A 14,444-nucleotide genomic window follows, 5' to 3' on the forward strand; every position below is an offset into this window, starting at 1 on the left:
AAAAAAAAGAGAATCATCGAAAATAGCCAAAATGCGCTAAAAACCGACTTTTTCAACAGAATCGGCCGAGACCTGCCGATGGCACAGTTCATGTCTTAACCGGAAAACCCAGCATCACTTTATCGACTGCAGGTTCCCAATGCCAACATGGAATGCCATGGTCCCGATAATACTGAAGCTTTTCCAGCTTATGAGCCTGGTATTGGTCATCATTGGTCATGCCAAACACCTCCAATGCCCAGGGTACCTGGCAATCGTGTAACAGAAAATCCGGCAGGTATCGCAGTTCTTCATCTAGTTTCAACGGCTTGCTGAATGCGTGCCGTTCGGCGATCAGTTTGTCGGCTACCTGCAGTTCGTAAGATGAGTCGACCGGAATGAATTGCCGGTTGGTGCGGATCAGTCCGATGTCGCTAACGACAAAACTTGCTTTATTTCGAAATACCACCGCAATCGCCAGAATCCGACGATCGGGCTTGCCAATTTCGCCGAATAACTGGCCAAAGCTGTGGGTCGCCTTTCTGGCCACGGGCCGCAGCAGCCACAGCGGGACGTTCAACAGTTTCAATTTGAGCCCAAGGGAGCCTTCGACCTTCCTGGCGTCCCGGCACTCCATGAGTTCACCGACCACGATGGCCGCTTGTTGTGGATTGGCTGTCCTGGTTTGCAGCGCAGCCAGGTTGATGGTTTGGCTGTGCTCCAGGTTCCGTTCCCAGAGGGTAATGACCAGGCGCTCCGCAACGGGTTGCTGTTTTTCCAGGGTGACGGTTTGCGCCGCTTTAGCCAGTGCTCGGGTAGATGCTGCAAACGGGCGTTCCGATTGCTTCGGCTGCCAGAGGTTCAGCTGGGCTTTCTGGAGCAGGGCATGGAAAAATCCTACTAGCCCGGTGGATGCACGGCTCGCTTTAAGGCTGGGGGCCTTGCTGCGCTGGGGATGGGGTTTGTCTTCGGCAAGCGGTTTATCGGTTATTTGCTCGATCGTGCCATTAATGCGTGTCAGTTTGGTACACAGTTTGACGTTGACCGTATCGCCTTCGTACTGGACAGCCGGTTTTTGTTTGGCGGATGGACTTCCGGTTTCCGGTGGTTCGCACAAAAGACACCATTCGGCATGGTGATGGCTGGTGTCGGCTTTCCGGGCCAGATAATAACGTGGGCCACGGGCTTTGATGACCAATTCCCGATTCCGAGTGTCCTTCAGACACTGACAGCGGGGTCGGTCGTTGCCGCCATGATACCGGCGCAAGATTTGTTGGGCTTTGGAATGGTTGCGATCGTTCAGCCACAGATAGTCGTAGGTTTCGCCATCCAGTAGTAATTCGCTCATGGCTGATCCTCCTTGAGTTCGGATTTGGCAATACACAACGGTTTAGGCGGCTGGCCCGGTTTGTCCGTCCATTCCCAGATCACGCACAACGCCAGCCAATAGGCATGGGCGGTTTTCGGGGCCAGGTCGCGATGGGCTTTCCAGAAGGCAATGACATGACGTTTGCCGATTTCGTGCAGGTTGTGCGGTCGCTCGGTCTGATCGATGAATTCGACGAACTTGATCATCCGGCCGACCTGCAAGCGGCGATGGGCTTTGGCGCCTTGGCGGACATAGTGGTGGGCCAGCGCCTGGATCTGTTTAACCAATATAGACACACACCACCTCCAGACGCTCATGACCCAGTTCTTGCGACAAAATTCTTCGGGCGCGTTGATCCAGTTTTTCGGCGGTGGATTCGTCAATGTGCAACTGCATTGCCATGTAGGCAGGCCAGGCCGATTTTGCAATATCGGTGTTGATCGGTGCCGGGACGCCGGTTAAGGCTTGGTAACGCTGCTGGGCGTAGTTGTGGCGCTGGCCGTGAAACTGGAATTGCAGCTGTTGCGCTTGGCGGTAGCAGTGGTCGCGAAAATCGACATAGCGCAGATTGGCGGGAATCATCAAGCGTCCATCCTGCAGGCTGGCAGCTGTTTCCAGTGCCGCCATGGCTTCCGTTGACACCAGCACGTGACGCCTTTTACCACCTTTGGTGCCGCTAAAGACCGTGATGCGGTTTTCCCGATGTGCTTGGCCAAGCGCTTTTTGCGCATCCAGCAAGGCCGATTCCTTGAATCGCAGCCCCAATGTCCGTTGCAGATTGAGCAAGGCGACAATGCGTTCGTCATCGATGCAGGCTTGCAACTGGTCGTGCTGCGCCTGAGGCATGGCTTTGCTGGTTTCAGGAATGTAGCGCCTTTTGGGTATGCCGCAATCTCGCGTAGGACTGACCGTTTGCCATTCGCCTTGTGTTGCGGAGGTCATGATGCTATTGACCGCCGAGACATACAGTTGCGCGGTCGAGGCTTTCAATTCATCACGTTCCACTCGTGCTTTCAATGCCTGGCCATATGCCATCACGTGATCGCGGTTAATGTCTTCCATGCGTTTACCGCCCTGGGTCTGTTCCAGCCATTTGGCAAATACCGACCAGCGCTCGGCGAGTGTGCCGCGCGTAGCGAAGGCCTTGCCGGATTGATGGGCGCAGGTTTTGCCGGCTCGGGTCAGGTTGCGACTACCCAGGCCTAGATTGCGGCCTCGCTTTCGACCCGCCGTCAATGGTCGTGACGCTTGGTCATCGGGAGGACTTGAACATATACCGGTCCCAGTCTGGTTTGCCTGGTATTCGTCGGGTAAATCGATTGACATGGTTAACCTCCAAAAAAGTGGTCAACAGACTCCCTTGTCCAAAGCGGACTGGTACTGATGTCATGGGCAATGCCATACGCATCAGCAGTCGGCTTTGAACAAGGGAGCCGGGGTGGCCTTGGTAAAACGGTTGTTCTTTCGTCATGAGCGGGGGACCCCGGCTCCAACCCCACTTGGGTATACAAGGCCAAACTCATGACGATGAGTGTTGACGCACGGGTTGCCTACCCGGCTAAGGTGTATACCTAGTGTAAGGTGCGCGGCTTATGACTCGCTGCGCGGGCGAGTAATTGGTGTCGGTCGGTGACGAACTCGGGGTGCTGGCCAGACGGATTCAGCGTCCAATTGCGACGCTAAACTCGGCCCCTTACACGTTCGAGACAGACTGACCCGGCAAAACCCGTGACTGTTACGCAGGTATCCGGTTGATTTACTTAATGGAAATGCTTAAATCCCGTTCTGTTTCTGTTTTTTAGAAACGGCGAAACAGCGGGATTCAGTTTTTACCTGTGAGCGTTTTTTGAACGTCCGGGTATGGCATGGAAGGGAATCCAGATCGAATCCACGTGACTGAGCCAACTGCTTCGCCGGCAAAAGCGTCCGCCGGTGGCACAGGTCGATCAGAAAACGGGAGGTCGGGATTCTTTAGAGAGGTTCAACCGCCTTACTCTGGCGGGCAGGCAGTCGCCTGACGCCGATCCAGATGGGGACGATTGATATAAAACCATAGCGAACGATTGCCACCACTGAATTGGTCAAACGACCTTTCAGTATCCATTTTGCGGAACCGGTGTTCCAGACAAAATTTCTGCGCGTCTGCACACGCGCAACGGCAACACCACCTTTCGAAACTCTACTCGCGCGGTCTATCGGTTTGCGCCATCAAGGCGCTTTGGATTACTCAGCGATCGGCAGACGATCGTTGATGAATTTATAAAATGCTTCACTATCGACAGCGACCGTACCTTTCATCAAGGCGCATTTTCCCTGCCGACCCAGAAAGAGCGTTTTCAACACTCCATCTGCACCAAAAAATATATTTATATAGTGGACGCGTCACCTAAAGCGCACGGACACATGCTGCCAACGGCTTCATGCCATCCCGATACAGGGACAATGAGTTGGTTTTGCTCCCTACTTCAACTGCTGAGCCAACAGATCTATGAAAATTTCGCCCTGAAAAATTCTACGTGCGGGGCTATTTTGGGGTTGATACCGAGCCAGTGTCAAATGATTTTTTCATTTTATTTCAATTGGTTAAAAGGAAAACACAGGCTGGACGGCGTTGGATTTTACTGGACAATTCAGCTTCAAGGATAAGCATGATTTTCGGGAAATTCGGCCGTGAAAATTGAGCGGGAACCAAGAGCAGTTAAAGCGCTCGGGTTTGCTCAGAGTGGCAATACCGGCTGTTGTGAGGTGTCAACTGGCGTTGATAGACGTGATCATCAAAAGTTCTAATCTAACCATCCAGCCCAACAACGAATATCTGTCTTTATATGATTTCTTTTAATTTTGTTTAATTCTATATAAGAAATTAATATGATAGGCAAAAAATGATTAATTGGAGCTGTTTTATATGTCTTTAGGTCAGTGGGCGGGCTATCGATGGCTGGCTGAAAGGTACAACATCAAGACTGTTCAACCGTTTCGAATAGATAGCCAAATCGTAAAATCGCGCTCAACCGAGCGAGTCGATGGGCTTATTCATGAATTCTATCCGCCAGCCTTCAAGCCAGAAGATACTTTCTTGGATCATATGACTTTTGCGCTCAAGCGTGAAGGCATTCATCTCGAATTTTTAGCGCGACTGTTTGAAGTTGTTCCGGTTACCGAAATTGAAGAATGGGTTAATGCTGAACCCAGTGGCCAATATGCGCGGCGAACGGGTTTTTTTTATGAATGGCTGACCGGTCGGCAATTAAACTTCAAGGGTGTGAGCGTTGGCAATTATGTCGACGCCATTGATGCCAAGCATTATTTTACGGCAAGCAACCCTGACAACAATCAGCGCTGGCGGGTTCGTAATAATTTGCCAGGTAACCGCAACTATTGCCCGGTGATTTATCTAACGAACAAGGTAAAAGCCGCCGAATCCTATGATTGCCAACAAAGCCTGAGCAAGCTCGAAGCTGAGTATGGTCAAGATTTACTCATGCGCAGCGCTGTGTGGCTCACGGTCAAGGAGAGTCAGGCAAGCTTTAGCATAGAGCGCGAAGACCAACAGACTGATCGGATAAAGCGCTTTGCCGCTGTCATGGAAAAGTACTGTGGACAGATTGAAAATCCACTGAATTTATCGTCCTTATCGGAATTACAGGCCGAAATCCTGGGCTCAAGGGCGACACGCTATGGTCTTAGGCAATCACCGGTATTTGTCGGTGAAAATGATTTTCAGGCCTTAACCATTGTTCATTACATAGCGCCGCACTGGGAAGACACCGAATCGATGTTATCGGGTCTTTCGGAGTTCGCGGGTCGAACACTCGATAAATCCCCCCTGGTCAGAGCGGCAGTATTGTCATTTGGGTTTGTGTATATCCATCCTATGGCGGATGGTAATGGCCGTATTTCCCGGTTTCTAATCAACGATAGCTTGCGCCGTGATCAGGCAGTATCCGCTCCTTTTATTTTACCGGTCTCAGCAACCATTATTAGTTCTTCCCAAAACCGATATGGGTACGATCAAATATTGGAAGTGCTTTCAAAACCATTGATGCGGCATTATCAAGATCAATACCATTTTGGATCGCAGAGCAAAGGTGCCGATGGCGTTGATTACAATTTTTACTTTAATAGCTACTCCGATGCTTGTTCGGTTTGGCGCTATCCCGACTTGACCGCACACTGCGAATACCTTGTTCAAATCATCGATCGGACGATCAACCAGGAAATGCGCAAAGAAGCCGGCTATTTGCGTAGCATCCGTGTCACCCGCGCCCGCATTAAAGAAGTCCTGGATGGCCCAGACACGGATATTGATCGCATCATTCGTTCGATTCGTAATTCCCATGGCAAAATTTCAAACAAACTTTGCAAAGAGTTTCCTTTGCTAAGTGAAGCAGATATTGGTTCGGAGATCATTAAAATCGTGCAGGACGAGTTCGACATATCGGTTATTGGAATATCTGACGAGAGCGGTGAGTAAGGCTACTGCGAATTCTGCCGAGTACCGGTGATTTGAAAGCTAATAAATAACCACTAAAAATGAGCGGCGACAACCTAGATAGTTGTCGATGAGGCAAGTTAAAAAACGATTTTTTCTCTCGGTTCCCTCGCCCAAAATCGTAGAGAACTTCTGCAGCCCTCGTTATTATTGATAGTTCCCTTAGTTCCCTTAGTTCCCTTAGTTCTCTGGTTCTCTTTAAAAAGTCCCATTTTTATTCAAAGAGCCTCAAGGCTCGGCTAGCTAAAAAATGGAGCATTTCGATCAAGTGGCCTCGCTCTGTGATTCCGTTTTTCGTACTCACAGTAGGCAGCAAATTAAAAATGCAGTAACAATTCCAGTAACTTTATTAAAAATTTTTATCTCATGTTGATTTTATTGACTTGTAGGCTTGATTCGATTGAGGTATGAGCACCATTTATGCATCCAAACGGATGCAACCCAATCCAAAAACCCGCAAGTTTACTGGCTTCGCGGGTTTTTTATTGTCCGACGCAATCCAACAAAAACTAGCCCGGATATTTCACCAAAAAGAGTTCGGCACAGCCTTTAAACCCGCATAAAATCTGTTTGCGAAGTGGATTTATGTGGAGACTGTGCCGATGCCAAATTGTACCGCTGATTCGATGAATTTTGGGCGCTTGGGCCGCCGGGTGATTGAAGCAAATTTTCAAGGTGGAGCCATCAGTTCGGATGGCGGATTGGTGCTGTTACGGCAAATCGACCGACGCATCGGTTTGTCAAAAGCAATTGCACAGGTTCTGCATGATCCACGCGATCCGGATCGAATTATCCATTCGTTACGCGATCTGATCGCCCAGCGGCTATACGGTTTGTGCTGCGGCTACGAGGACCTGAACGATCATGATCGGCTACGGCATGATCCTCTCCTGCAAACGGCGGTCGGCAAGGTGGAACCGCTGGCCAGCAGCCCAACCTTTTCACGTCTGGAAAACCGAGCATCGCGTGCCGACATCCTGGCGTTGAATCAGGTGCTGGTCGAGCAGTTCATCGCCTCGCATCACAAGGCACCGGCGGAACTGATTCTCGACATCGATGCTTCCGACGTTCCGTTGCACGGTGACCAGGAGTTGGCGGAGTTTCACGGCTACTACGATCACTATTGTTATTTGCCGCTGTACGTGTTTTGCGGCCAGGCCATGCTGAGTTGTGTGTTACGACCAAGTCGCATCGATGGCGCCAAACAAGCCGCCGCCGTCATCAAACTTTTGCTGAGCCGGTTGCGTCAGGCTTGGCCGGAGACAAAGTTCATCGTTCGCGGCGATTCCGGGTTTTGCCGGCAACTACTCATTCGCTGGTGCGAACGCCATGACGTGGGTTATGTGATCGGCGTGGCACGCAATGCCCGCTTGCAGAAAGCCGTCGCTGACTGGGAAGCCGAGCTGGAAGCGGATTTTGCCAAGACACACAGCAAACAGCGCATGATCCGTGAATTTCGGTATGCCGCCAAGTCGTGGAACCGCGAACGGCGTCTGGTGACCCGACTCGAATTCGGCAGCCAAGGCCGTAATCCACGTTTCGTGGTCACCAACCTCGATTTGCCGCCTGAGTCACTTTACGATGAACTCTATTGCCTGCGCGGCGAAGCCGAAAACCGTATCAAGGAAACGCAACTGGACTTGTTCGGCACCCGTGCCAGTTGTCATGCGTTCCTGGCCAACTGGTTGCGTCTGTTGCTCGCCGCCTTGGCCTATACCCTGATGCAACGTCTACGCAGCATCGCTCTGGTCGGCACTGAACTGGCAAACGCCCAAGCCGCGACCATCCGCGTCAAATTGCTCAAGATAGGCGCCTCCGTGATCCGCAACAGCCGCCGTATCCGTATTCTGTTGGCCTCTCACCATCCTGAGCGGGAAACCTTTCTCACCGCCTCGCGCGCTTTAGCGCCTTGACCTCATGGCGTGCTGTTCCCGGCACGATTAAACAACGGGGTAAGGGGCACTGCACCTTGCGTTCTGCAAATCACCCATTTTCGCAATGATCTGAACAAACTTCCCGCATGAAATGGCTGATCGGATCAAGTATGCCGTTCTGGCGACCTATGGTGAAATATCCGGGCTAATCGGCAATTGACCGACGGCGGGAAATACATACAGCTCAAAGCGGCGGAGTTTCTTTTGATGGGTGATGTCGCGGACGGTGTGAGCGTTTGAGGCTAACCATTCGCGGCATACATGCTCAAAGCTGTTAATTACAGGCAAGCCAGCGTCAAGACGTTTCTTGTTTTCTGTTACCCGCTTTTGTGCGGCCTTGTTTTCTTTTCGCGTGTTGCTAGGGTCGGTGCCATTGGCGACGCTGTTTCGTGCTTCTGATGCCTTGGCTCTGGCGTTGGCCAATGTAATTGCCGGGTAAGTGCCAAGCGATAACGTTTTGCGTTTGCCGCCAATGCTGTAATCAAATCTCCACCACTTCGCGCCGTTGGGTTTGATTAGAAGATACAAGCCTTCGCCGTCATTGAGGCGTTGATCCTTTTCGGTAGGCTTGGCGTTTCGGATGGCAACATCTTTCAGCAGCTCTTTAGCCATTTGCAGTAACTCCGATGAAATTTGCAGTAACTTTTTGTTACTGATTTTGAGTTACTGTAAAACTTACTGCAAAAAATGCAAGATAACACTGGTTGTTACTGGATTTCTCTGGACAATAAAAAACCCGCTAAGCCATACAGCTTGCGGGTTTTTAAATTTCTTTGGACTACTCTGGAAGAGTAGGTGGTACCGAGGGTCGGAATCGAACCGACACTCCCGAAGGAACCGGATTTTGAATCCGGCGCGTCTACCAGTTTCACCACCCCGGCAAAGAAAGCGTCATTATACTGGCTTTTTTAGAAAAGCCAAATATTTTTTTGTTTAGGCTTCCAAGGTCACGGCCGCTCTGAGTTTTTTCATTGCGTTTTGCTCCAATTGCCGAATACGCTCGGCAGACACTTGATAGCGATCAGCTAATTCATGTAACGTTGCTTTTTCTTCTACTAACCAGCGACTCGCAAGGATGTCACGGCTTCTGTCGTCCAAGCCCGCCATCGCATCCATTAATAACTCTTCCTTACGCCCCTCCCAGTCGCTGTTTTCCAGTAACAGGGCCGGATCGGCACCGTGTTGCTCCAGATACGCGATAGGCGCTTGGACATGATCGTCGCTGTCGTCGTTGGTCGGTTCTAAACACACATCGCGACCATCCAATCGCCGCTCCATCTCGTAAACGGTTTTGACATCCACATCCAGATTTTCGGCAATCGCTTCCGCGTCGTCTTGCGACAGATAGCTTAAGTCTTTTTTGAATTTACGTAGATTAAAGAACAATTTGCGTTGAGCTTTAGTGGTAGCGACTTTAACGATGCGCCAATTTTTGATCACATATTCGTGAATTTCGGCTTTGATCCAATGCACGGCAAACGATACCAGGCGTACGCCCATGTCCGGATCGAAGCGCTTTACCGCTTTCATCAAGCCGATATTGCCTTCTTGCACGATATCGGCCAACGGTAAGCCGTAACCCGCATAGCCTCTGGCCACATGGGCGACAAACCGTAGATTGGACATTACCAACTCACGCGCGGCATTCAGATCGCCTTCATCCCGGTAACGCAAAGCCAGTTCTTGCTCCTGCTCAACGCTGAGTTTGGGCATCCGGGCTATCAGGCTTAAATAAGAATCAAACGTCCCAACCGACAAATTGATCGGTAAAGCCAAGCTGTTGTTCATAACACCCTCGATTTCGGTGGAATAAATTAACGATGTCCGAATTCTAGCACTCGATTAGCATGAGTGCTAATAATTTAATAAATCCGTTAACTTCCCTATAGTTACAACGAATTCAGGCACGAGTTAGACTGAATACCGGCTATCCGCCGCCTTTACGAATTCCGGCCAAACTCGTTAAAATGATAGCCAAACCAATATTTGCCGCGTGCCATCGCAAAACCATCTAACCCCATAACCATTTACTCACACATGTCCGCTACCGATAGCCCAGTTTCATCCAACTTTATTAGACACATCATCGCCGCCGATCTGGCCGTCAATAAAAACAGCGGTAAAGTCGCCACCCGCTTTCCTCCAGAACCTAACGGCTATCTACATATCGGCCATGCCAAATCGATTTGTTTGAATTTCACGCTGGCTGCCGAGAACAACGGCACCTGCAACTTGCGCTTCGACGACACCAATCCGGAAAAAGAAAGCGTCGAATATATGGAGGCCATCGAGCGCGATGTGCAATGGCTGGGTTTCAAATGGGCCGGCAAATACCACGCCTCCGACTATTTCGAGCAACTGTATGCCTACGCGGTGCAGTTGATTAAACAAGGCGATGCTTATGTCGACAGCTCCACCGCTGAACAAATGCGCGCCGACCGCGGCACCTTGACCGAACCCGGTAAAGAAAGTGCCGACCGCAGCCGTAGCATAGAGGAAAACCTGCATTTGTTTACGCGGATGCGGGCCGGTGAGTTCGCAGACGGCCAATATGTATTGCGCGCCAAAATCGACATGGCCTCGCCTAATATTAATATGCGCGATCCAACTATTTACCGTATTCGCCGCGTCCATCATCAACGTACCGGCGACGCCTGGTGTCTGTACCCGATGTATGACTACACCCATTGCATTTCCGACGCATTAGAAGGCATCACCCACTCTATTTGCACCTTGGAATTTGAAGATCACCGCCCGCTTTACGACTGGGTGTTGGACAAATTGCAAACGCCTTGCCATCCGCAGCAAATCGAATTCGCCCGCCTGCAATTGGAATACACCATCGTCAGCAAACGTAAACTGTTGCAATTGGTTACCGAAAAACACGTCAATGGCTGGGACGATCCGCGCATGCCGACTATTTCCGGCCTGCGCAGGGCCGGTTTTACCCCGGAAGCGATTCGCGATTTCTGCGAGCGCATTGGCGTTACCAAAAACGATTCCTGGATCGAAATGGGCGTACTGGAAAACTGCATTCGCGAGGACTTGAACGAACGCGCGCCGCGGGCAATGGCCGTATTAAGACCATTAAAAGTGGTCATCAGCAACTGGGAAGACGGCAAAACCGAAACCTACCAAATTGCCAACCATCCGCAAAAACCGGAAATGGGCAGCCGCGAAGTCAGCTTTTCCAAAACCATACTGATCGAACAAGACGACTTCATGGAAAATCCGCCTAAAGACTTCAAGCGCTTGGTGTCAGGTGGCGAAGTCAGGCTACGCGGTTCTTATGTCATCAAATGCGAGGAAGCGATTAAAGACGCTGCCGGCAATATCGTCGAACTGCGTTGCAGTTACGATCCGGCCACATTGGGCAAGAATCCGGAAGGCCGCAAAGTCAAAGGCGTGATTCATTGGGTATCCGAGCAACATGCCCTGCCAGCCGAATTGCGTTTATATGATCGATTGTTCAGCCATCCTAACCCGGACACGCTGGATAACTTCCTGGATGGCATCAATCCCAACTCACTGGAAGTATTGAGCGATTGTCGGGTGGAAGCCAGCCTGGCCCATGCTTCCCCGGATACTCGCTATCAATTCGAGCGCACCGGCTATTTTTGTCTGGACTATGCCGACAGCAAACCGGAAAAACTGGTGTTTAACCGCACCGTGACATTACGCGACAGTTGGGGCAAATAAGCCCTTCAACATGCAAGCCTTAATCCGCCACCTTGAAACACAAACCGGGCAATCCTTGCAAAGCCCGCGCTTTAGCTGTGTCGGTGGCGGCGACATCAATAGCGCTTACCGACTGCAAACCGCCAATAGCGACTGGTTTATCAAATTGAACCGCGCCGACTTGGCGGCTATGTTCTCCGCCGAAGCGGCCGGTTTGCGGGAGTTGGCTTCTATCGGCACGCTAAGGGTTCCGGAAGTAATTTGCTTCGGCGAATTTCAACAGCATGCCTATCTGGTGCTGGAATTTATCGAACTGGGCTCACTAAACAGCTGGAGCGCCAGCTTATTTGGTCAACAGCTCGCCCGGCTTCACCGACAGCCGCAAGCCTATTTCGGCTGGCCCATCGACAACACCATCGGCTCCACCCCACAACACAACGCCAGATACGACGATTGGGTGAGTTTTTGGCGACGACAACGCCTGGGCAAACAATTGCAGTTTGCCGCCGCCAACGGTTATGGCGGCTCACTGCAAACTCAAGGGGAAAAACTGCTGGAAAGAATTGGCGATTTTTTTAGCGATTACCACCCTCACCCCTCCTTACTGCACGGCGATTTATGGGGCGGCAACGCAGCCTCGGACCATCAAGGGCAACCAGTAATGTTCGACCCAGCCTGTTATTACGGCGATCGCGAAGCCGATATCGCGATGACCGAATTATTCGGCGGTTTCGGCCGCGACTTTTACGACGGCTATCGTGGCGAATATCCGCTGGACGCCGGTTACAAAACCCGCAAAACCCTCTACAACCTTTATCATATTCTCAATCATCTCAATCTGTTCGGCCACGGCTATTTGAGCCAAGCCAACGCCATGATCGGTCAATTACTCGCCGAACTGAAATAAAAGTTCGGCAATACCGACCAAAATCAAGCCACTTTAAATTGCTCCACCAAATGGTGCAGGTTATCGCTGACGACGGTTAACGAAGAGGCGCTACGTTTATTTTTTTGCGCCGCCTCGGTTGATTGTTTGGCTAGGCTGGCGGTTTGCACAAAATTACCGGCGATTTGTTCGGTGGCTTGAGATTGTTGTTTGGCGGCCGAGGCGATCTCCACGCTTTTCTGGTAAATGCTGTCTATCGAGCTTTTAATGCCCTCGAACGCATCGTGAACCTGCCGCACGGCTTGCGAGGCCTCGGCCGCCGCAAGTTGCTGGTTATTCATCAATGACACGGTGTTATGGGTCGCCTTATTCAACTTGTCCACCAAAGCCTGTATCTGGTTCGCGGAATGGGCGGTATTGGCCGCCAGACGTCTGACTTCGTCCGCCACCACTGCAAAACCTCGGCCGTGTTCGCCGGCCCGAGCCGCCTCGATCGCCGCATTCAAGGCCAGCAAATTGGTTTGTTCGGCAAAGCCCTGAATCATATCCAATACGCCGGCGATAGCCGACGCATCCTGTTGTAATAATTGCAAAGCGGCGGCAGAATCGTCGATCACCTTGGCCAAACCAACGACTTTATCGTTGGTTTGACTCATGTGCTGTACGCCCTGCTCTATCAAACCTTGTGACAAGGTGGTGGCATTTTGCGATTCGGCGGCATTTTCGGCAACGCCGCGAAACGATTTCGATAACTCGGCCATCTGCCGAGCCGCAAATTCGGTGGCTTCTTGTTGTTCGGCGATAATACTTTCCAGATTGTGAGCCACGCCGACGATATTGCCGCCGTATTGCCTTAACGCCGAGCTCTCCTGATTGATGTTACGAATCAACAAATTGAAATAGTCGTGCAGTTTGTCTAGTGCCGATTGGGAATGTTTAACTTCGGTAATCCGGCTACGCAACGCAAATCTGGTGCGTAAATCACCATCGGCCAAGCTATCGATATGGCCGCTGATTTGGCTGATAATCCTGGATAAATGCCGCTTCAACAGCATCATCAGCACGCTGATCGCGACGATAAACAACAAACAGACGGCGATCGTCAGATAAAGCGCACGTTCATAATACTGATAACCGGCGGTCACTTCAGTCGCCAATGCCTGCAAATCAGCTTGGAAGTCCTGCATTTGCCGATTGATCTTATCCCGGCTGTCCCTTTTTTGCTGGGCTAGCCGACGGGCATTATCCAGCTCCTTATCATAACGCCCCAATAGCGAGCCGAATTCCGCTATCGGTGCCACGGCCATATCTTCCTGGTGGTTTTTACCGGTCGCCGAACCTAAGCTAAACAACTCTTCCTCACCGGTTTCACTGGTCAACACACCTAACAATGGCAATTTAGCCAGAGTGGCGGAGCCCGCGCTGAGTGCTTGCAAATAATGGTCGAAAGCATCGCCGCCCGCCGCTTGATGACTGAAATAACTTTGCCTGAGCTTGGACAGATTCTGCAAAGCAGATTGTAACTGGCTGATATTTTGCAGATAAGCCATTCTGTCACTTTGCGGGGCCTGCCGCGCCTGATCGACGTAATCGAGTAACTTCTGCAAATGCCCCGCCATTTGTTGTTCGTTATTGATCAACAACACTTGGGGATCCGCCAACTTACCGGCTGCAGCCAGTTCCGGTAATGTCGAGTCTTGCAGCGTGACCAACATCTTCAAGAACGGCGAGCGCACCGCCGGCGACAGATGAGGGTTTTGTTCGATCTCGCTTTTAAGCGTTTGCAAATTACGGGAAATGGTCGGCAACAAGGTCGCTTCGCCGCTGGCTAAATAAGCGAATATCGGCTGATTGACTTGAATGTAAATTGTGTCCTTTTGCTGGCCGAAAAATTCGACTGTTTGATAGGCATCGTTAAGATGACGCAGCGACCAGCTGACCGCGAAGACAAAACCCACCAAAATTGCCGTCAACGCCACGGTCACTAATCTCAATATCTGATTGATTTTCATAAGCCCTTTAGGAATGAATATTGGCGAGAGCGCCAAAAGAAGTGCCAGGGCCGTTAATGTATTGGCCGTTTATGACAGCTTTGTGACAAGCACC

At 51.0% G+C, this 14,444-nt stretch carries 10 protein-coding genes and 1 tRNA gene; 4 read left to right on the forward strand and 7 right to left on the reverse strand.

The genetic code is table 11. The annotated features are described in order from the left end of the window. Window positions 1–88 precede the first annotated feature (88 nt). Genes QZJ86_RS10955 through QZJ86_RS10965 form a run of 3 tightly spaced genes read right to left on the reverse strand, consistent with a single transcriptional unit; the run spans window position 89 to window position 2,674 of the window. The gene (locus QZJ86_RS10955; RefSeq protein WP_301670444.1) at window positions 89–1,327 is read right to left on the reverse strand and encodes a DUF1173 family protein; all 1,239 of its coding nucleotides are present in this window, start codon (window positions 1,325–1,327) and stop codon (window positions 89–91) included. After that, on the reverse strand, window positions 1,324–1,644 hold the full coding sequence (locus tag QZJ86_RS10960) for a hypothetical protein (protein WP_301670445.1): 321 nt from the start codon (window positions 1,642–1,644) through the stop codon (window positions 1,324–1,326). The genes QZJ86_RS10955 and QZJ86_RS10960 overlap by 4 nt, the downstream gene beginning before the upstream one ends. After that, the gene (locus tag QZJ86_RS10965) at window positions 1,628–2,674 is read right to left on the reverse strand and encodes an integrase domain-containing protein (RefSeq protein WP_301670446.1); all 1,047 of its coding nucleotides are present in this window, start codon (window positions 2,672–2,674) and stop codon (window positions 1,628–1,630) included. The genes QZJ86_RS10960 and QZJ86_RS10965 overlap by 17 nt, the downstream gene beginning before the upstream one ends. A gap of 1,579 nt (window positions 2,675–4,253) precedes the next feature. Between QZJ86_RS10965 and QZJ86_RS10970 the strand changes: the two genes are divergently transcribed. Next, window positions 4,254–5,822, forward strand: a complete 1,569-nt coding sequence (locus tag QZJ86_RS10970) for a Fic family protein (protein WP_301670447.1) — start codon at window positions 4,254–4,256, stop codon at window positions 5,820–5,822. A 620-nt stretch (window positions 5,823–6,442) separates the two neighbouring features. Continuing rightward, a complete protein-coding gene (locus QZJ86_RS10975; RefSeq protein WP_301670448.1) occupies window positions 6,443–7,753 on the forward strand; it encodes an IS1380 family transposase in 1,311 nt (436 codons plus the stop codon). A gap of 147 nt (window positions 7,754–7,900) precedes the next feature. Here QZJ86_RS10975 and QZJ86_RS10980 read toward each other — a convergent pair whose 3' ends face one another. The 3 genes from QZJ86_RS10980 to rpoH form a co-directional block, all read right to left on the reverse strand. Then, window positions 7,901–8,386, reverse strand: a complete 486-nt coding sequence (locus tag QZJ86_RS10980) for an Arm DNA-binding domain-containing protein (RefSeq protein ID WP_301670449.1) — start codon at window positions 8,384–8,386, stop codon at window positions 7,901–7,903. Between the two features lie 184 nt (window positions 8,387–8,570). Beyond that, window positions 8,571–8,655 (reverse strand) — tRNA-Leu (locus QZJ86_RS10985). A 52-nt stretch (window positions 8,656–8,707) separates the two neighbouring features. After that, on the reverse strand, window positions 8,708–9,562 hold the full coding sequence (gene rpoH, locus QZJ86_RS10990) for an RNA polymerase sigma factor RpoH (RefSeq protein WP_301670450.1): 855 nt from the start codon (window positions 9,560–9,562) through the stop codon (window positions 8,708–8,710). A gap of 249 nt (window positions 9,563–9,811) precedes the next feature. Here rpoH and QZJ86_RS10995 point away from each other — a divergent pair, with 249 nt between their 5' ends. Together QZJ86_RS10995 and QZJ86_RS11000 are read left to right on the forward strand one after the other, a co-directional pair. Then, the gene (locus tag QZJ86_RS10995; RefSeq protein WP_301670451.1) at window positions 9,812–11,473 is read left to right on the forward strand and encodes a glutamine--tRNA ligase/YqeY domain fusion protein; all 1,662 of its coding nucleotides are present in this window, start codon (window positions 9,812–9,814) and stop codon (window positions 11,471–11,473) included. A 10-nt stretch (window positions 11,474–11,483) separates the two neighbouring features. Then, window positions 11,484–12,359, forward strand: coding sequence for a fructosamine kinase family protein (locus QZJ86_RS11000; RefSeq protein WP_301670452.1), 876 nt, complete (start codon window positions 11,484–11,486; stop codon window positions 12,357–12,359). 23 nt (window positions 12,360–12,382) lie between these two features. Here the strand turns inward: QZJ86_RS11000 and QZJ86_RS11005 are convergent, their stop codons facing one another. Further along, complete coding sequence (locus tag QZJ86_RS11005; RefSeq protein ID WP_301670453.1) at window positions 12,383–14,350, reverse strand: methyl-accepting chemotaxis protein; 1,968 nt, start codon at window positions 14,348–14,350, stop codon at window positions 12,383–12,385. Window positions 14,351–14,444 lie beyond the last annotated feature (94 nt).

The sequence above is a fragment of the Methylomonas montana genome, from assembly GCF_030490285.1.
GTDB classification, from domain to species: Bacteria; Pseudomonadota; Gammaproteobacteria; order Methylococcales; family Methylomonadaceae; genus Methylomonas; species Methylomonas montana.